Annotated in this window: 17 protein-coding genes; 7 read left to right on the forward strand and 10 right to left on the reverse strand. The window is 64.9% G+C overall.

Annotated features, from left to right (window positions below; genetic code table 11):
- The first annotated feature begins 280 nt into the window (after positions 1-280).
- Genes fabI through MK313_RS10145 form a run of 4 tightly spaced genes read left to right on the forward strand, consistent with a single transcriptional unit; the run spans position 281 to position 4,455 of the window.
- The gene (fabI, locus tag MK313_RS10130) at positions 281-1,093 is read left to right on the forward strand and encodes an enoyl-ACP reductase FabI (protein WP_008942726.1); all 813 of its coding nucleotides are present in this window, start codon (positions 281-283) and stop codon (positions 1,091-1,093) included.
- Between the two features lie 21 nt (positions 1,094-1,114).
- The gene (gene aroC, locus MK313_RS10135) at positions 1,115-2,203 is read left to right on the forward strand and encodes a chorismate synthase (RefSeq protein WP_287781313.1); all 1,089 of its coding nucleotides are present in this window, start codon (positions 1,115-1,117) and stop codon (positions 2,201-2,203) included.
- A 4-nt stretch (positions 2,204-2,207) separates the two neighbouring features.
- On the forward strand, positions 2,208-3,992 hold the full coding sequence (gene sppA, locus MK313_RS10140) for a signal peptide peptidase SppA (RefSeq protein WP_287781315.1): 1,785 nt from the start codon (positions 2,208-2,210) through the stop codon (positions 3,990-3,992).
- Between the two features lie 55 nt (positions 3,993-4,047).
- On the forward strand, positions 4,048-4,455 hold the full coding sequence (locus MK313_RS10145) for a hypothetical protein (RefSeq protein ID WP_287781317.1): 408 nt from the start codon (positions 4,048-4,050) through the stop codon (positions 4,453-4,455).
- A 3-nt stretch (positions 4,456-4,458) separates the two neighbouring features.
- Here the strand turns inward: MK313_RS10145 and MK313_RS10150 are convergent, their stop codons facing one another.
- Together MK313_RS10150 and MK313_RS10155 are read right to left on the reverse strand one after the other, a co-directional pair.
- Positions 4,459-5,199: a TlyA family RNA methyltransferase gene (locus tag MK313_RS10150; RefSeq protein WP_287781318.1), complete on the reverse strand. Its 741-nt coding sequence runs from the start codon at positions 5,197-5,199 to the stop codon at positions 4,459-4,461.
- Between the two features lie 16 nt (positions 5,200-5,215).
- On the reverse strand, positions 5,216-6,085 hold the full coding sequence (locus MK313_RS10155; protein ID WP_287781320.1) for a dimethylarginine dimethylaminohydrolase family protein: 870 nt from the start codon (positions 6,083-6,085) through the stop codon (positions 5,216-5,218).
- 99 nt (positions 6,086-6,184) lie between these two features.
- On the opposite strand from MK313_RS10155, the gene MK313_RS10160 reads away from it, so the two are divergent.
- On the forward strand, positions 6,185-6,922 hold the full coding sequence (locus MK313_RS10160) for a class II aldolase/adducin family protein (RefSeq protein ID WP_287781322.1): 738 nt from the start codon (positions 6,185-6,187) through the stop codon (positions 6,920-6,922).
- A 141-nt stretch (positions 6,923-7,063) separates the two neighbouring features.
- Positions 7,064-7,402 carry a hypothetical protein gene (locus MK313_RS10165; RefSeq protein ID WP_008942733.1) on the forward strand — a complete coding sequence of 113 codons (339 nt, stop codon included), beginning with the start codon at positions 7,064-7,066 and terminating at the stop codon, positions 7,400-7,402.
- Positions 7,403-7,465: 63 nt separating this feature from the next.
- Here MK313_RS10165 and MK313_RS10170 read toward each other — a convergent pair whose 3' ends face one another.
- The gene (locus tag MK313_RS10170; RefSeq protein ID WP_287781324.1) at positions 7,466-8,173 is read right to left on the reverse strand and encodes a DUF1194 domain-containing protein; all 708 of its coding nucleotides are present in this window, start codon (positions 8,171-8,173) and stop codon (positions 7,466-7,468) included.
- Between the two features lie 237 nt (positions 8,174-8,410).
- Here MK313_RS10170 and MK313_RS10175 point away from each other — a divergent pair, with 237 nt between their 5' ends.
- Positions 8,411-8,602, forward strand: a complete 192-nt coding sequence (locus MK313_RS10175; protein ID WP_287781325.1) for a DUF2842 domain-containing protein — start codon at positions 8,411-8,413, stop codon at positions 8,600-8,602.
- A gap of 3 nt (positions 8,603-8,605) precedes the next feature.
- Here the strand turns inward: MK313_RS10175 and MK313_RS10180 are convergent, their stop codons facing one another.
- From MK313_RS10180 to MK313_RS10210, 7 genes are all read right to left on the reverse strand, one after another.
- Positions 8,606-10,726, reverse strand: a complete 2,121-nt coding sequence (locus tag MK313_RS10180) for an ABC transporter ATP-binding protein (protein WP_287781327.1) — start codon at positions 10,724-10,726, stop codon at positions 8,606-8,608.
- A gap of 3 nt (positions 10,727-10,729) precedes the next feature.
- A complete protein-coding gene (locus MK313_RS10185) occupies positions 10,730-11,611 on the reverse strand; it encodes an ABC transporter permease (protein WP_287781329.1) in 882 nt (293 codons plus the stop codon).
- 10 nt (positions 11,612-11,621) lie between these two features.
- Entirely contained in the window at positions 11,622-12,554 is a 933-nt protein-coding gene (locus tag MK313_RS10190; protein ID WP_287781331.1) for an ABC transporter permease, read from the reverse strand.
- 73 nt (positions 12,555-12,627) lie between these two features.
- Positions 12,628-14,292, reverse strand: coding sequence for an ABC transporter substrate-binding protein (locus MK313_RS10195; RefSeq protein WP_008942739.1), 1,665 nt, complete (start codon positions 14,290-14,292; stop codon positions 12,628-12,630).
- A gap of 398 nt (positions 14,293-14,690) precedes the next feature.
- Positions 14,691-15,272, reverse strand: a complete 582-nt coding sequence (locus tag MK313_RS10200) for a hypothetical protein (RefSeq protein ID WP_287781333.1) — start codon at positions 15,270-15,272, stop codon at positions 14,691-14,693.
- A gap of 176 nt (positions 15,273-15,448) precedes the next feature.
- Complete coding sequence (locus tag MK313_RS10205; RefSeq protein ID WP_287781335.1) at positions 15,449-16,477, reverse strand: MBL fold metallo-hydrolase; 1,029 nt, start codon at positions 16,475-16,477, stop codon at positions 15,449-15,451.
- 122 nt (positions 16,478-16,599) lie between these two features.
- On the reverse strand, positions 16,600-19,008 hold the full coding sequence (locus MK313_RS10210; protein WP_287781337.1) for a DUF1217 domain-containing protein: 2,409 nt from the start codon (positions 19,006-19,008) through the stop codon (positions 16,600-16,602).
- Positions 19,009-19,123: the final 115 nt, after the last annotated feature.

Genomic DNA, 19,123 nt, shown 5'->3' on the forward strand with positions numbered 1-19,123 from the left:
GCGAGTTGACCGATTTCCTGGAACGCTGGAAGCCGAAAAACAGTTTCAACCCGCGCAAGGCGATGGGGATGGAATAGCGCGCCGGCGGAGGCGAAGCGAGCCTAGGCCTGGATTCCCGACACCGATGGGACTTGGGGTCGGGAATGACGAATGGTGGAGAACAGGCCTGTTTACAAACTGAAACATTTCCCGCCAGCGCCGCAGCTTTACCCTGCTTTGCGCTTTCGTGTAGGATGCCCGACCTTTTCTTTCGACCCGTTTCTGTACCAGTGGGGACTAGATGACCAACGCCTCGGCGCTTATGGCCGGCAAACGCGGCCTCATCATGGGTGTCGCGAACGATCGTTCTATTGCCTGGGGCATTGCCCGCGCCGCCGCGGCGCAGGGCGCGGAACTGGCCTTCACCTATCAGGGCGACGCGCTGAAGAAGCGGGTCGAGCCGCTGGCCGCCTCCATCGGTTCCAGCCTGTTGCTGCCCTGCGACGTGACCGACGAGTCCAGCATCGATTCCACCTTTGCCGCTCTGAAGTCCGAATGGGGCAAGCTGGACTTCGTCGTCCATGCCGTCGCCTATTCCGACAAGGACGAGCTGAAGGGCAAGTATGTCGACACCACGCGCGACAACTTCCTGAATACGCTGGATATTTCCTGCTATTCCTTCACCGCTGTCGCGCAGCGCGCGGTGCCGATGATGAATGATGGCGGCAGCCTGCTGACGCTGACCTATTACGGCGCCGAACGCGTCATGCCGCACTATAATGTGATGGGCGTGGCCAAGGCGGCGCTGGAGGCCAGCGTGCGCTATCTGGCCGTCGATCTGGGCGACCGCGGCATCCGGGTGAACGGCATCTCCGCCGGGCCGATCAAGACGCTGGCCGCCTCTGGTATCGGCGACTTCCGCTATATCCTGAAGTGGAACCAGTATAATTCCCCGCTGAAGCGCAATGTGACGCTGGAGGATGTCGGCGGCTCGGCGCTCTATCTGCTCAGCGATCTCTCGACCGGCGTGACCGGCGAGATTCACCACGTCGATTGCGGCTATCACGTCGTCGGCATGAAGGCGGTGGACGCGCCCGACATCTCCGTCGTCTGACGCAGCGGAAAGCGAGCGAACATGGCTGGCAACAGCTTCGGCACGGCGTTCCGCTTCACCACCTGGGGCGAGAGCCACGGACCGTCCATCGGCTGCGTCGTCGATGGCGTGCCGCCGCTGGTGCCGCTGGGCGAGCCGGACATCCAGCACTGGATGGACCGGCGCCGGCCCGGCCAGTCGCGTTTCACCACCCAGCGCCGCGAGCCGGACGAGGTGAAGATCGTCTCCGGCGTGTTTGAGGGAGTGACCACAGGCACGCCGATCGGCCTGATCGTCGAGAATGTCGATCAGCGCTCCAAGGATTATTCGGAAATCTCCGAACAGTTCCGGCCCGGCCATGCCGACTTCACCTATCAGGCGAAGTACGGCATCCGCGATTATCGCGGTGGCGGGCGCTCCTCGGCGCGCGAGACGGCAATGCGGGTTGCCGCCGGCGGCATCGCCCGCAAGGTTCTGCACCACATTCTGGGCAAGGATATCTCGATCCGAGGTGCGCTGGTGCAGGTCGGCCCGCATGGCATCGACCGTACCGCCTGGGACTGGGCGGAGACCGAGAACAACCCGTTCTGGTGCCCCGACGCACAGGCGGCGGGACAGTGGGAGGGCTATCTGGACGGGGTGCGCAAGGCAGGCTCCTCCTGCGGCGCTGTCATCGAGGTGGTGGCCAGCGGCTTCCCCGCCGGGCTGGGCGAGCCGATCTACGACAAGCTGGACAGCGACCTTGCCCGCGCGATGATGTCGATCAACGCGGTGAAGGGCGTGGAGATCGGTGCCGGCTTCGAGGCCGCATCGCTGACCGGCGAGGAAAATGCCGACGAGATGCGCATGGCCGGCAACCGGGTCGAATTCCTGTCGAACAAGGCGGGCGGCATCCTGGGCGGCATCTCCACCGGGCAGGATATCGTGGTGCGTTTCGCGGTGAAGCCGACCAGCTCCATCCTCACGCCGCGCCGCTCGGTGGACCGCAACAACAAGGAAATCGAGGTCCGCACCAAGGGCCGGCACGATCCCTGTGTCGGTATCCGCGCCGTGCCGGTGGGCGAGGCCATGATGGCGCTGGTGCTGGCCGACCATGTGCTGCGCCAGCGCGCCCTGACCGGGAAGGTATAGCGCCATGCTGGGCTGGCTGCGCCGGGTGATCGTCGGGCTGCTGGCCCTTGTCGGCCTGATCGTCGTACTGGTCATCGGCGGCCTGTACCTGCTGTCCGACCAGCTGATGGAACGCTATGAATCGCGCTGGCAGGCGCCGGAACTGCCGCCGCGCGTGCTGCTGCACCTGCCGCTCGCCGGTGCGCTGCCGGAACAGGAAAGCGATGCGGTGCAGGCGCTCATCCGGCAGCAGCAGCAACCCAGCCTGCGCCAGGTGCTGGAGGCGCTGGATCGCGCCGCCATCGATCCGCGCGTTGGCGGCATCCTGGCCGATCTCAGCCACGCCCAGCTGGGCCTCGCCCAGGCGCAGGAGCTGCATCAGGCGATCCTGCGCTTCCGCAGCGCCGGCAAGCCGGCCATCGCCTTTGCCGACACCTTCGGCGAGGGCCAGTCCGGCAACACCGCCTACTACATCGCCAGCGCCTTCGACCAGATCTGGCTGCAGCCCTCGGGCGATATCGGCCTGACCGGCATTGCGCTCAACTTCATGTTCCTGCGCGAGGCGCTGGACGAATGGGGCATCGAGCCGCAGATGATGCGGCGGCAGGAATATAAGGGCGTTGTCGAGACGCTGACCGAACGCAGCCTTACCCCCGCGGTGCGACAGAATTACCAGCGCATCGCCGAGTCCCTGCATGGCCGGATGATCGCCGATATCGCCACCCGCCGCTCTGTCGATGCCGACCGCCTGCGCGCTCTGGTGGACGAAGCGCCAGTCGAGGCCGCGCGCGGGCTGGAGAACCGGCTGGTGGACCGGCTGGGCTACCGCGATGAGGCGCGCGCCGCCGCGTTGGCGGTGGCCGGTAATGACGCGAGGCCGGTGCCGCTTGGTGCCTATGCCCGCCATGCCGCCAGGCCGCAGGAAAAGCCGGCGGCCGAGATCGCGCTGATCACCGCCAGCGGCCCCATCGTGCGCATGGCGCCTGACGGTCTGTTCCGCGAGGATATCGCGTCTGCCGGCCAGCTGGCGGACGCGCTGGACGCGGCGGTCAATGCCCCGTCGGTGCGGGCAATCCTGTTGCGCATCGACAGCCCCGGCGGCTCCTACATCGCCTCCGACAGCATCTGGCAGGCGGTTCGCCGCGCCAAGGAAGCCGGCAAGCCGGTCGTCGCCTGGATGGGCAATGTCGCAGCCTCCGGCGGCTATTTCATCGCCATGGCGGCAGACCGCATCGTGGCGCAGCCGATGACGCTGACCGGGTCCATCGGTGTGGCCGGCGGCAAGATCGTATTCGCCGGCGCGCTGGACCGGCTGGGCATCGGCCATGACCGGGTTGCGGCCGGCGCCAACGCTACCCTGTACAGCCCGCTGGAGCCGTTCACCGACGCCCAGCGCCGGCAGATGGAGCGCACGCTGGACCGCATCTATGCCGATTTCACTGGCAAGACAGCGGCGGCACGCGGGCTGGATGCGACGCAGATCGACCGCGCGGCACGAGGCCGCGTCTTCACCGGCGCCGATGCCGGCGAGATCGGGCTGGTCGATGCCGTTGGCGGCTATGCCGAAGTACAGCAGGCGCTGCGCGCGCTGCTCGGCCTGTCGGACGGCGCACCGCTGAAGCTGCAGCCCTTCCCGGCGCCGGAGGACCCGTTCCAGGCCGTGCTGGACATGCTGCGCGGCGGCGAGTTCATGCAGGCACTGACCAGCCTGTCGCAGCTGTCGGCACTGCTGACGCAGTATGAGGCATTGCTGGGCGGGGCGATGGAAGCGTCGCAACCGCTGCGCCTGCCGCTGCCGGAAATCAAGTGAGGGCGCCCCGCAATGCGCCTTCATTCCGCCGCAGAAGACCGGCAAGGTTAGGGGCATGATGCGCCGCCTGCCCTTCCTGCTGTTTGCCGCCCTGCTGGCAATTGCCGCGACGCTGATCGCGCCGGTCCCGTCCAGCGCGGCTTCCGGCGCCAAGACCGACAGCACGAACACGGCGCGTTTCGTCAACGTCGGCCCCTACATGATCAATTTCCTGCAGGACGAGAAACCGGTCGGCGGACGCCTTGCGCTGACCATCGAGGCCAAGGATCTGGCCGCGCGCACGGCGCTGACCCAGAACAGCCAGCTGGTCGATGCCATGGTCCTGCCGCTGGCCATCGAGCTCTATTCCGCTGGCCGGCCCAGCCAGCAGAGCATCCGCACCTTCAAGCTTAAGCTGATCGACGCGCTGAACCGGCAGTTCGGAGATGTCGTCACGGACGTCTATATCCGCAGTTTGATGTAGGCGTCAGCCGCCCTTGTGGCCGGCGATCAGGAATTCGCGGTTGCCCTCCGGCCCCAGGATCGGCGAGGGCTCGATCCCCAGCACATTCCAGCTCGGCTGTGCCGACAGCCAGTCCGCAATGCGCTGACAGACCTCCTCATGCAGTTCCGGGTCGCGCACCACCCCGCCCTTGCCGACACGTTCCTTGCCGACCTCGAACTGCGGTTTGATCAGCGCCACGAGAAAGGCCTTTGGCCCGGTCAGCTCCAGCGGCCGTGCCAGCACCAGCTCCAGCCCGATGAAGCTGGCATCGCAGACCACCAGCTCGATGGCATCCGGCACCTGCTCCGCCGTCAGGTGCCGGGCGTTGGTACGCTCCAGCACTACCACCCGGTCATCCTGCCGCAGCTTCCAGGCCAGCTGCCCGTGGCCCACATCAACCGCATAGATTCTGGCCGCTCCGCGGCTCAGCAGCACATCGGTGAAGCCGCCGGTGGAGGCCCCGACATCCAGGCAGGTCATACCGGTCGGATCGATCCCGAAATGATCTAACCCATGTTGCAGTTTCAGCCCGCCGCGCGAAACCCAGGGATGATCCTGCCCCTTCAGCTCCAGCGGCGCGTCCTCTGGCAGCGCCGTGCCGGGCTTGTCCAGCCGCTTGGTGTCGGAATAGACCAGCCCGGCCATGACGAGCGCCTGGGCGCGGGCCCGGCTTTCCACCAGCCCGCGTTCCACCAGCAGCACGTCGAGGCGTTTCTTCGCCACCGGGGCCATCGGGCGGTCAGTCCCGCCGGATCGGCATCGTCATGCAGCGCGGCCCGCCGCCGCCCATGGTGAACATGGTCAGGTCCGGGTCCAGCACCTCCAGCCCCAGGGCACGCAGCTTCGCGTTCACATCCTTCGAGCCAGCGGCGGACAGCACCTTGCCGCCGCCCAGCGCCAGCACATTGCCGTTCAGTTCCATCGCCTCCTTGTAGCTGACCGGCACCAGCTCGATCCCAAGGCCGCGCAGCCAGCCGGTGAAATCGTCGGGCAGCACCTCCAGGCAGGCCAGCGCCACCTTCTCCGCCGCCATGGCGAACAGCAGGTCCATATGCAGGAAATGCTGGGCGAAGGGCTGGCAGCGCACCTGCCACCCCTGCCCCTCGAACCAGCCGGCGACCTGCCGGGCCGACGCCTCCTTGGTGCGGTCGCCGCTATAGCCGATCAGCAGCGTGCCGGGGCACACGATATGGATGTCGCCGCCCTCGATGGAGCCGGCCGTGGCCCAGTTCCACACCGGAATGCCATTGCCCTGGTAGAAGCGCACGATGGGCGCCACCTCGCCGACGCGCTGCGGACGGAACATCTGCGTCACCAGCACGCCCCAGGGCGTCATGACGTCCGGGTCGCGGGTATAGACCTGATAGGGCAGGTTCGGGTCGGGCGCGGCGAAGTGACACGTCACCCCGGCGCTTTCCAGCGCCTGCACCATCTCGCGGTGCTGGCGCTGTGCCAGCTGCAGATCGAAGGAAGTGCCCCGCCGCAACGTCTCCTCGGCCACGGAATTGGCAGGAAACCAGCGGAAATTGTCAGGCTGGCACAGCAACACATCGCGCAGGAGCCCATAATCGCTGTCAGCGCCATAGGCCAGGGTTCGGGAGTCTGTCATCGTGGCATCCGGAAAAGGCAAGTGAGGCAAGCAGTAAGTCGGATTGACAGGTTGGGTGCAAGCCCGCACTGTCCGACCGATCCACCATACGAGGAAGCGATGCGCGACACGACCCTTTACGAAGCCTCCTTCGAGGAACCCGTCCTGCGCCGCGATCTGGCCGCCACCTGCCAGCTATTCGGACTGTACCGGCTGGCGCATGTCGATGACGGACGGATCACGGTCCGCCTGCCGGATGGCGTGCTGGCAAAGCCGGACGATGTGGCGTTCGGCGACATGCGCGCCTCGGACGCGCTGATCGTCGCCGATGGCAAGGAGAGTGACGCGGAAAGCCGTGTCGATGCCGATACGCTGGCCGCACACCGCGCCATCCTGGCGGCCCGGCCGGAGATCACGGCGGTGATCGAGGTGACGGGCGGCGCCGCGGCGGCGGTTGCCTGCGGGCCAGAGGGCCTGCTTCCGATCAGCCAGTTCTCGCTGCAATTCTATAATCGCATCGGCACGGAGGAGATGGCGGTGCCGGGCGATAACCTCGCCGCCGGCAAGCGCGCGGCGGAGGCTTTGGGCCAGCATTGCGCGCTGCTGCGCAAGGGGCGCGGCATGCTGGTGGCCGGCCGCACGATACCGGAAGCCTTCGTGCTGATGTTCTACCTCATCCGCTCCTGCCAGGTGCAGGTGCCGGCCGTCACCGGCGGGGCGGAACTGGTGCTGCCGAGCCATGAGGTAGCCGAATATACCGCCCAGCAGTACGAGCGCGACCCGGCCCCCGGCGGCAAGCGGGAATGGCCGGCGCTGCTGCGCATGCTGGATCGGCTGAAACCTTCCTATACGAACTGAAGGGTGAAATGGTTCCTTCACAAATCGATCACATCGATGTGAAAAGCCGTTGAGTTTAAACGATAATTTTTGTGCCTATCTCTTGGCTATCGAGGCCGGCACCAGCCGTCGGTCCAAACGGATAACCCAAGGAGAAGCACAATGACCATGCGTACCCTGATCAACAAGACCACCCTCCCCGCCCTGCTGGTTGCCGGCCTTGTCGGTGTCGCCGCCACCGCGCCGGCCTCCGCCACGGTGTGGGGCGCCAGCGACGCCAACCCGACCGCGCTGAACATGGTCACCGACTATGAGCGCACCCAGGCTTCGGTCCAGCCGATCGATACTGGTCTTCCGGGCAATGCCTCCGGCGCCAGCGACGCTGACCCGACCGCCGGCAACCGCAACCTCGCGGTGAATGTGATCGATGGCGATGCCGCGCCGAGCCAGGCTCAGCTGTCGCAGAACCCGAACACGAATGTCGAGGTCGGCATCTACTAAGCCTCCTGAAACAGGCTTGAATCGAATAGACGGAAAGGCGGGGGAAACCCCGCCTTTCTTTTTTCAGTCGCCGGCGGGACGTGCAGCAAACTGTGTCCTCACAGGACCCGAGAGATCGGCGATCTCGCGGATCAACTTCTGCAGGATGGCGACACGGAAATCGTCGAAGCCTTCCGCCACCACCAGGAAGGCATTGTCCCCGCCGATCACCTGGTTCTCGTAATACAGGTCCAGCTTCAGTTCGCGCGGCGTCGGCGAGCCGAAAGGCTGCGGCCGGTCATTCAGGATCGGCAGGCCGTTGATGGTGATGCCCTTGGCGACCGCGCGGTCGCGTGCCGGGGCCGCCTGCACGCCGCGATTGGTCGGCCCGTCGCCGGAAATATCGATCACCTTGCGCTTGCCCTCGAACGGCGCACGCTCGATGACGCCGACGGAATAATCGATGGCGGAACCGATCGCGGTCCACATAGACCGGTTCAGCGGCTTGCTTTCCAGCAGGCTGGCGAAGGCCTCCGCCGTCTCCGGCCCGTCCACCAGCGTCCAGTCGATGAGCGTCCACTGGAACTCCGCCCCCGCCCATTCGACATAGGCGATGGCGACCTTGCCCTGCTCGCCATCCTGGATGGCGCGGATCACGGCGGGATGGCGGATCGCGTCGATATAACCCTCGCGCTGCTGGCTCATCTCGTGCTCGTCCATGCTGCCGGAGACATCGACCGCCAGCACCAGCACCAGATCGACCGCCGGCCCGGCGGCACGCGCGGGCGGCACGCTTTGCACCAAAATGAAAAGGGTCATGAAAACAGGGAAAAGCAATCGCATTGCCGACTCCTTTGGGCCAACTCCTCTGTGGATGGCATTGCCCCTGATGGATTCCCCGTGTTTCAGTCTGTGCGAATATGAAGGTTGCCGCAAGATGGCAGGACAAGCCCCTTGGCGAGACGGCACCCGCCGCCTATCTTCCCCGGCATGTCGCGCGATTTTCTTCCCTTCCGGTGGCGTTCCACCGTGGCCGTGCTGCTGATCCTGGTCGGGCTGGTGATCTATTCCCTGCTCGCCATGGTCGTCGGCACCTATTTCCTGCCCGATCACTGGGCGGCGGAGCTGGGCTTCTACCTGGTGGCCGGCATCGCCTGGGTCTGGCCCAGCGCGAAGCTGATCGGCTGGGCCGCCAGAACCGACGCCAAGCCGCACCAGTAATCTTCAGGCCGCGGCGGCGGGATCGTTGCCGTCATCATCGCCCTTCGTGCTGAAGACCGGCGGCACTTCCTGCAGCTCATCAAGCGGGATTTGGCTGGCGATGCGGTGGCTCTTCTCCGGCTCCAGCACGGGCGGGCGCTCCCGGTCGCAGATATCGCCCAGCTTGCGCGGGCAGCGCGTGGCGAACGGGCAGCCCTCCGGCGGGTTCAGGGCGCTGGGCAACTCGCCCTCCAGCACGATGCGACGCTTCTCGATGGCGGTATCGGCCACCGGCACGGCGGACAGTAGCGCCTCCGTATAGGGGTGGTAGGGCGGCGAGAACACCTCCTCGGTCGTCCCCTGCTCCATGATCTGGCCCAGATACATGACGACGATGCGGTCCGCCAGATAGCGCACCACCGACAGGTCGTGGCTGATGAACAGCAGCGTCGTGCCGGAATTCCGCTGGATCTCCATCAGCAGCTGCGTCACGGCGGCCTGCACCGAGACGTCCAGCGCCGAGACCGGCTCGTCGGCGATCACCATGTCCGGATTGCCGGCGAAGGCGCGGGCGATGCCGACGCGCTGCTTCTGACCGCCGGACAGCTGGCGCGGGCGGCGCTTGGCGAAGTCGCGCGGCAGCTTCACCATGTCCAGCAGCTTCAGCACGCGTTGCTCGATCTCCTTCGGGTCGCTGGCAACGCCGAACTTGCGGATCACCCGGGCGATCTGCCCACCCACCGTATGGCTGGGATTCAGCGTGTCGTTCGGGTTCTGGAATACCATCTGCAGCGAGCCGATCTGCTCCGGCGAGCGCTGCTCCACCGGCAGATCGCCGATATCGTCGCCATTGAAGCGGATGCTGCCCTCGCTCGCCGTCTCCAGCCCCATCAGCACCTTGGCGAAGGTGGACTTGCCGCAGCCCGATTCGCCGACAATGGCGACCGTCTGCTGCCGGCGGGCATCGAAACTCAGCGTCTCGTTCGCCTTCACATAGCGGATGGTGCGGCCCTTCAGCAGCGCCATCAGCGATTTGTCCGTCAACTCGTAATATTTGCGCATCTCATCGACACGCAGCACGCGCTCGCCCGGTGTCAGCGGCTCCAGCGTCTCGACATCCGGCGAATAGGCGCTCCAGTCGATCTCGTCCCAGCGCAGACAGCGCGCCACATGCGGGCGCGGCCCTTGCGCCACCTTCTCCAGCTTTATCGAACCAGCATCGCAACGTCCGGTCTCGAAATGGTCGCAGCGCGGCCCGAAATTGCAGCCCTTGGGCCGCCGGTGCGGCAGCGGCAGCTGCCCGCGGATCGGCACCAGCGGATGTGCGTACTTGTCCGACCCCGGCATCGGGATCGCGCCGAACAGCCCATGCGTGTAGGGATGGCGCGTGGTCTGGAACACCTCGTCGATGCTGCCTTCCTCGATCACCTCGCCGGAATACATGACAAAGACGCGGTCGCAGGTCTCCCGGATCAGCCCCAGATTGTGCGAGATGTAGAGGTTGGAGGTGCCGAAATCGCGGCTGAGTTCGGCGATCAGCTCCACGATGCCGGCCTCCACCGTCACGTCCAGCGCGGTCGTCGGCTCGTCCAGCAGCAGCAGCGACGGCTTGGACAGCAGCGCCATGGCGATCACCACGCGCTGCTGCTGGCCGCCGGAAATCTGGTGCGGATAGGCTTCCAGGATGCGCTGGGCATCGGGCAGCTTCACGGCATCCAGCAACTCCGCCGCGCGCTTCAGCGCCGTCGCCTCGTCCACCCCTTCATGGCAGATCGGCACCTCGGCCAGCTGCCGGCCGATGGTCATGGACGGGTTCAGGGCCGCCATCGGCTCCTGATAGACCATGGCGATGTCCTTGCCGCGCAGCCGGCGCAGCTCCTCCGGGGACATCTGCACGATATCGCGGCCCCGGAACTTGATGGAGCCGCCGACGATGCCGCCATTGCCGCCCATATAGTTCATGATCGCCATGGCGACGGTGGACTTGCCGCAGCCCGACTCACCGACCAGGCCGGCGGTCTCGCCCTCGTTCAGCGTCAGGCTGAAATCCACCACCGCCGGAATCTCGCCGGCACGGGTGAAGTAGGAGATCGAGAGATTCTCGATCTCCAGCACGGGGATATCGCTGTTGCCGTTGATTGCCATGGCTCAGTCCCTCAGCGAGATTTCGCGCAGGCCGTCGGCCAGCAGATTGAACCCCAGCACCAGCGAGGAGATCGCGATGCATGGGAAGATCGTCATGTGCGGGAACGCCATGGCCATGCCGCGCGTCTCGTTCACCATGCCGCCCCAGTCGGGATCGGGCGGCGGCAGGCCGAGCCCGAGGAAGCCAAGCACGCCGATGGTGATGATGACATAGCCGAGGCGCAGGCAGCCATCGACGATCAGCGGCCCGCGCGCGTTCGGGAGGATTTCAACGAACATGATGTACCAGGCGGATTCGCCGCGGGTCTGCGCGGCGGCCACATAGTCGCGGGTGCGCAAATCCAGTACCAGCCCGCGCACGATGCGCATGATGCCCGGCGCGCTGGCGAAGGTGACGGCGATGATGATGTTGATGCCCGACGCGCCGAAGGTGGTGATGACCACGACATAGAGCACCAGCACCGGGAAGGAGAGGATGATGTCGGCCACGCGGCTCAGCACATCATCGATCCAGCCGCGCTTGTAGCCTGCCGCCAGCCCCATGACGATGCCGACCGCATAGGCGCAGAAGGTGGCGAGCGGGGCGTAGAACAGCACCGTCCGCGCCCCCCACATCAGGCGCGAGAGGATGTCGCGGCCCAGATGGTCAGTGCCCAGCCAGAAGGTGCCGCCATCCGGTGCGGTCACGCCCGGCACCTGGAAGGGCACATATTGCGCATTCGGCGGATAGGGTGCGATCAGCGGCGCGAGCAGCGCCATCAGGCACCAGAAGACGATGATGGAAAGGCCGACCGTACCGACGCCGCTTTCGCGGATCAGCGCCAGGCGCCGCCAGTTGCGTGTCAGGACGCCGGGGCCGGATTTGGGCAGGGCGGTGTCTGTCATCTGCCCCTCCTCACGCGAACCGGATGCGCGGGTTGAGATAGGTGTAGCCGATATCGGCGATGGTCTGCGTCGTCACGGCGACGAACACGGCGACCATGGCGCAGGCCTGGATCATGTAGATGTCCTGGTTCAGCGAGGCCTCCAGCAGCAGCGCGCCGAAGCCTTTGTAGGCGAAGAAGAACTCCACCACGATGACGCCGGAAAGTAGCCAGTTGATCTGCAGCATGATGACCGTGAAGGGCGCGATCAGCGCGTTACGCAGCGCATGGCGCAGGATGACCTGCCGATAGGGCAGCCCCTTCAGCACGGCGGTGCGGATATAGGGCGTCTGCATCACCTCCGCCATCGAGGCGCGGGTCATGCGCACCAGATAGCCGAAGCCATAGAGGAACAGCACCGAGACCGGCAGGATCAGCTGCACCGGATCGAAGCCGCCGGTCATGCCGCTGGTGCCGGGCAGCCAGCCCAGCGTGAAGACGAAGATGAAGGCCAGCAGCACGGCGCTGGCGAATTCCGGCACCGAGGTGGTGCCGATGGAGGTGAGCGAGATCACCCGGTCGAGGGCCGAGCCCTCCTTCATGCCGGCCAGCACGCCCAGCGCCAGCGAGACCGGCACCATGATGGCGTAGGTCGCGGCCCCCAGGATCGCGGTGTTGCCGAGCCGGTCCCACAGAATGTCGGCGACCGGCGCCTTGAAGCGGATGGACTGCCCGAAATCACCGCTGGCAATACTGAACAGCCAGTCGAAGTAGCGGACATAGAGCGGGCGGAAATAGCCGTTGTTTTCCAGCCAGATATTACGCTGTTCGATGGAGGTGTAAGGACCGAGAACCTTCACCGCCACGGCCTCGCCATTCACTTCCAGCAGGAGGAACAGCAGGATCGAGACCACCAGCATGGTGACGATCATGAAGGCCAGGCGCTTGGCCAGGAAAATCAGCATCTATGGACACCTCCAATGGCGGCCCCTCCCACCCGGCCTGTTGCGGATGGGAGGGGTGCACCGGTCTATGCGATCAGGCGTCGAGCCAGATCTTGTTGACGTGCATTTCCTCGGCCGGCTGGATCTTGAAGCCCTTCACCTTCTTGTTGCTGGCGGTGAAGATCGAGCGCCAGTACGGCTGGATGATGACGGCGTCCTGCTGCAGCAGCTTTTCGACCGGTACCATCTTTTCCTTGCGCTTCTCCGGGTCCAGCACGCCCATCGCCTCATCGAGCAGCTTGTCGAACTCCGGATTGGAATAGGAGCTTTCGTTCCAGGCCACGCCGGAACGGTAGGCCAGGTTCAGCACCTGCACGCCCAGCGGGCGATGCGTCCAGGAGGTGAAGCCGAAGGGCGTGGTGGTCCAGCGGTCCCAATAGGTGCCACCGGGCAGGATGTTGACCTTCAGGTTGATGCCGGCCGGCTTCACCATCTCCGCGATGGCGAGGCAGGTATTCGGCTCCCACGACGGCTGGGTCACGCAGTCGATGGTGATTTCCAGGCCGTTCGCATAGCCGGCCTCGGCCAGCAGCTTCTTGGCCTTGTCGTAATCCTGCTTCATCGGCGGCAGCTCGGCATATTCCGGATGGACCGGGCTGACATGATGGTCCTCGCCGGGCACGCCGAAGCCCTGATAGGCCAGCTCCAGCAGGCGCTTATGGTCGATACAGGCCTGGATGGCCTGACGCACGCGCACATCGTCAAACGGCTTTTCCGTCACCTTCATGCGGGCAACGCCGGTCTGGCCGGTCACCGTCTCGTAGATCTGCAGATGCGACATCTGCTTCACCGCCGGCACATTCTCAGTGATCAGGCGATAGAGAAGATCGACCTGGTTGGAGGCCAGCGCGGCCAGCCAGGCGGAATGGTCATCGCCATGGTCGATATAGGTGACGCCATCCAGATAGACATCGCCGCCCCAGTACGGGTCGCCCCGCCGCTCGAAGCGCGCGGTCTCGCCGACGCGGAAATCCTTCAGCGCAAAGGGGCCGGTGCCGACCGGATTCTCGGTCAGGTTGCCGCCCTGCTTCACGAAGTCGCGATGCGCGATCAGCGCCGGATAGTCGCCCATCGATTCCGGCAGCGCGATGTCCGGCGTCTGCAACTTGAAGCGCACCGTATGGGCATCGACCTTCTCGATCGCACCCGGCGCCATCTTCTTCTTGCCGCCCTCCTCGATCACCATGGAGCTGAAGCGGCCCAGGTTCGAAGAACCGGTGGCCGGGTCGAGCCAGCGCTCGAAATTGAAGATCACGTCGTCGGCGCCGAACTCGTCGCCGTTCGACCACTTCACGCCCTTGCGCAGCCGGAAGGTCCAGGTCTTCAGATCGTCGGACGTCTCCCAGCCCTCGGCGAGGAAGGGGCGGGTCACATTGTCGGACCCGACCTGCGTCAGCGATTCGATGACATGGCGGGCGATGTTGCCCTTCTCCGACCAGTCATAGGTCGCGGGGTCGGTGATCTCCTTCACATTCATGGAGATGCGCAGATTGCCGCCCTTCTTGGGCGTACCACTCTGCGCCAGCGCCGCCGAGCTGGTGCCCATCAGCTTGTCCGCCATCGCATAGGCGGTGCCGGCGGAAACGCCCAGCAGGGTCGCGGTGCGCAGGAAGTCGCGGCGGCCGATTCGGCCCTTGCCAAGCTGCTCGGCAAGCTTCGGGATATAGGGGTGATTACCGTTCCGGGGCGTGTCGCTCATGATTGTACCTCCCGCTCTCTCATGGGTCGCTGCGCCGCTGCTACCAAGTAAAAAATGACCCTATTTACTCGGAAAATCGATCAACCGACATCATTGATAAATAGACAATACGGTATTTATTGAACCTGCCAGTATCAGTGGCAATTCAACAAAATCTTCATACGCATCGCCAGCAAAATGCCGACCGAACGACAGAGCGCTCGATTCGGATGGACTGCGATTTTTGAAGATGCAGCCCGGATTGTCAACCTCTCAAGCCCGCTATACTGACAAGATAATTGATAGGAAAGGCAAATTAGTATTTTTTCCTCAAAAGAAAAGGGCGCCGCCTTGTGAGGACGGCGCCCAGTTGGGGGCACAGGGAGAAACTAAAGAAAATCACGACATGGCAGCGGGGCTCAGCTGTTCTCCATGCCCTGCAGGACGATCTCGCCCTGCTCCAGGGCCTGCTTCAGCTCATCGACGCCGCGCCGGGCTTCCTCATACATCTCGCGGCAGCGCGCGATCTCGCGCATCTCGCCCTCGGTCACCGGGCCACGGCCTGTGGTGCCGGCATCCAGCAGCTTGGCGAGATAGCGGCCGCGCAGCTTCGCGGCGATGGTGACGATGCCCTCAATCTCGCGGGCGGAAACATCCATGACGATCTTGCGCGCCTCGCTGGTGAACTGCTGGCGCTGGAAACCGTCCAGCTCGCGCAGCAGCTGCTGGCGGTTCACCCCCTTGCGCGGCAGGCCAGCACCCTGACCGGTCAGCCAGGCGGCCTGCGGCTCGGCGCGGCCCGTGTCCGCATGACGGTCAGCATCCCGTTCCGCACGCAGCGGCTCCTTCTGGCGGGGCGCCGGCTTCGGCTGCGCCACCACGGGACGGACAGTCGGGCGCACGGCCTTGGCGGGCGAAACCACCGGCTTCTGCGGGGCATCGGCCTCGGTGGTTGCCTCTCGGCGCGGCGCGGCGAAACGGGTGGCGGTCATCAGCGACATGGTCCCTCCTGGCATAAAGCGGGTGGCCCAAATGGGCCTCGCCAGGAATAAAGCAACCGCCGTGCCAGCCGGGAAAGTCAGGGAAATAAAAGGCTTTCAGCACCCATCGCCACCGGTCGGGCAGCTTTTGCCGGGTCTGTTTCGGATGCCCGGCAGAAACCGCCGAAACGGACCGGTCAGAGGGTGCGGTAACGGTCCACGCCGTCCGGTCCGGTCTGGCGCGCCAGCTTCCCGTCATGCAGCAGACGGTTCAGGTGCGCCAGCGCCTCGCCGATGGCGAAACCAAGCTGCATCATATCCAGCTTGCGGGTGAACATCGCATTCATCACCTCGATGGCGGTGCGCGGCGTCTCGGCGCAATCTGCCAGGATCAGGTCCAGGCGGTGCTGGTGATGCTGGCGCAGATGGGCAATTCGCTCATGCAGGCCGGTGAAAGGCGTGTCGTGCGAGGGCAGCACCAGCGTATCCGCCGGCAGGTCCCTGAACCGGTCGAGACAGCCGAGATAACGCGCCAGCGGGTCTCCATCCGGCTCCTGCGGCCAGAGCGAGACGTTCGGGCTGATGCGCGGCAACACGATGTCGCCGGAGATCAGCAGCCTGTCTTCCGGGCAGGCAAGGCACGCATGCTCCGGGCAGTGCCCCTCGCCGATGATCACCTGCCAGCCACGGTTGCCGATGCGGATGGTCTCGCCGCCGAATATACGGCGATAGGCAGCCGGGATCGGCTCCACCCCCTTGCGGTAGCGCCCGACACGTTCCAGCAGGGCCGGCATCTGCTCCTCGCTGACGCCGGCGCGGCTGTAGAAGGCCTGGGCCACCGCCTCGCGGCTGCCATCATCCTCGGCGCGCTGGTGGCGGCCATAGAGCCATTCCGCCTGGGTGATCCACAAGGGCGCGTTCCAGCGCTGTGTCAGCCAGCCGGCCTGGCCGATATGGTCCGGGTGGAAATGCGTGACCAGGATGCGGGTGACAGGACGGCCGCCCAGCGTGCTGGCGAACACGCCTTCCCACAGGGTGCGGGTCTTCTCGCCGCCGATGCCGGTATCGACGATGGTCCAGACTTCGCCATCCTCCAGCAGCCAGAGATTGATGTGGTCCAGCGCGAAGGGCAGCGGCATGCGCAGCCAGTACACGCCCTCGGCCACGCGCATGGTCGTGCCGCCCTCGGGCAATTCGCTGAAACGGTAATCGATCTCTGGCTTCATGGTCCGTTCATCCCCCCGCTTTCGTTGCGGGCAAGACTAGCGGCCCGGTGCCGGATGGCAAGCAGGCAGCGTGGACCGGCGCCGGATGCCAGCCATGCGGCACGCCGGATCGCCAGCAATAATCAGACGTTGAAGTTGAAATTGATCGGCTGGACCAGGTTCAGCAAATAGGCGTCCCTGCCGGAGCCCAGACCCAGCTGTGAAGTAGCGGACTCAGCATCCTTCATCGCCAGGAATTTCTGGATGAATTCCATGGCGAACTTGCTGGACCCGGCATAGGGGTCCTCCGTTTCAGGCGACTCGCTGCCGACAAACTGGGCCAGCGTCGCATCGACGATGCTCTTTTCCATCTGCTGCGTGCGCAGATCGGAATTCAGCGTCTCACGCACCCGCCCCAGCGAGAACAGCGCGTCCTCCAGCGCCGCGATGGCGCCGGTGCTGTCACCGCCATCGCTTGGCAGGCCATCGGCCCCGCCACGCAGGATGGCACCGAAATTGGTCGCGAAGTCGCTGATCGCATCGACGCTCATGAGCCGGCCGCTGGATTCCACACGGTACTCAATATTTTCCTGGTCAGCGGACAGCAGGTTCCGCCCTTCAAACGCGGCAGCGTTGATATAAGTCTGCAAATCGTTCGACAGCCTGCGATAGGCGCTGTCCACCGCGGCGCGCGGGTCCAGCTTCTCCGACGCCAGGTTGAAGGAGCTGGCGTCGATCGAAATCTCGCGGAAGGCAGTGCTGGTCGCGGTCGCCACCGGGCTGTCCAGCGCGGTCAGCACATCCTGGGCATTGGCGAAGGAGCTGATGTCGCGGCCAGTCAGCTCGGCCAGCACGCTGGTCGTCAAATCCCGGCCGCGGGCCTCGATATTGAAACCGTTCAGCAGCTCATAGCTCTGATTGCCGCCGGCCAGCAGATTGTCGAGGCCGGCCGTGCGCGGGTCGTTAATCAGGTCGCCGATCTTGCCGACAATCTCGTCATACTGGGCCTGCAGGCCAGTGCGGTTGGAACTGGCGGGCAGCGCCGTGGACTCCACCGCCAGGCCACGCAGTTCACCCAGCAGCAGATTGATCTCGCTCAGCCGCGAGCCGGCATCACGCACCGCTTCCGCGCCGGGATAGAGCGAGGCGGAATTCAGCGTCGCAGCGAATTGCGGGATCGAGGCAATCGCATCCGTCAGTGCCGTCCTGTCCGCCGTAACTTCCTTGCGGACATTGGCCAGCTCAGTCGTGCCGCTGGCGATGATACCGCCCGCCGTCGCCAGATTGCCGGCATCGCCGGACCCGGTCACGGCCTGGAAGCTGGCATTGGCGGCATCGATATCGGCCAGGAATCCGGTCAGATCCTGCGAACGCGCGGTCACGGTCTCGCCGGTCGATTTATACTGCACGGACAGGTCGGGCAGCGCGCCGTTCAACAGATTTTCCAGCGTGCCGGCGGCATCCGCATCGCCGTCATCATAGGAATATGTCGCCTCACTATAGGCGGTGTTGATCTTGTCGCGCAGATCCGCGAACTCGGTCTTGTAGCTGTCCAGCCTGGCAGCGTTCGCGGGGTCACTGGCGAGGCCGACCAGCGCGTTCATGCGGCTGACATAGCCTTGAATGCGGCCCAGCGAATCATTGGCGGCGGCCAGCAACCCGTTCTGGCGCACCAGTTCGGGGATGGCCGCTTCCTGCACCGGGATTTCCGCCTGTAATTCACCGGCCGGGTCCTGCACCGCATCCAGCGCGCCATAACCGGCGCGGATCAGCTCAAGCTGGCTCTGGATCGCATCCACCTGGGCGATCGCCTGCTTCGACAGCTGCACGCCATTGTAGAGCAGCGTCTGGTCGTCGCGCGCATCATTGATGCGGATCGAGCTGCCGCCCGTCGCGGTCGTGCTCTCGACACCCTTGAATTTTTCGAGGTCGAGCCGCCCTTCGATGAGCCGCGCCTGCGTTTCCACCGACTGCACGGCAATCTGTGCCGGCAGGTTCAGCGTGAAGGTGACGACCGAGCGCAGCACATTGTCGCCCAAAATATCGTAGGGGCTGGTGACATTGCCGATATTGCGCAGGAAGTAGGTCGCCTCTCGCAGGGCCGGGTTATTGTTGCCCAGCGCCTTCTCGAACTCGTTGAGGATATATTTCTGCGACAGGTCTTCCAGGAAAGCCGCGTCCTGCAGCTTCGACGCGCCGCTGTTCGCGAAGTCGAAGGCACCGGCGATTTCGCGGTAGCGGTTGTCGGACAGCCGGTTGGCCAGCGAGCTGTTGTCGTCCAGGTCGCTCTCCAGCACCTTCTTCAGGCGCCCGGGATACTGCGCTTCACTTTCCAGGCTAAAGGCGGACAGGGCAAAATTCATCAGCCGGCGATCCTTCATCAGATCGTCGACGCTTTCGATGGAGCCGGCCTTTTTCTTGAAATACTCGACCTCGCGCATGACCTGCGCAGTCTGTCCGAACTGCGCGATCTGCTGCGAGGTGTTCTTCTGCAGCATCTGGAAGGAGAGTGCTGCGGAGACACCGCTCATAAAGGCGACGTTGGCTACCATGACGCTTCTGTCACTTCATATTGCCGTTGGGCGGAGGGCAAGCCTTTTGCCGCCCAATTCCACGAGGTGAACATTAGCATAGCCTCCGCGTGAGTCCAGTAGAATCTCACGCGGA

Origin of the sequence: Oceanibaculum sp. (assembly GCF_022449305.1) — a bacterium.
Taxonomy (GTDB): domain Bacteria; phylum Pseudomonadota; class Alphaproteobacteria; order Oceanibaculales; family Oceanibaculaceae; genus Oceanibaculum; species Oceanibaculum indicum.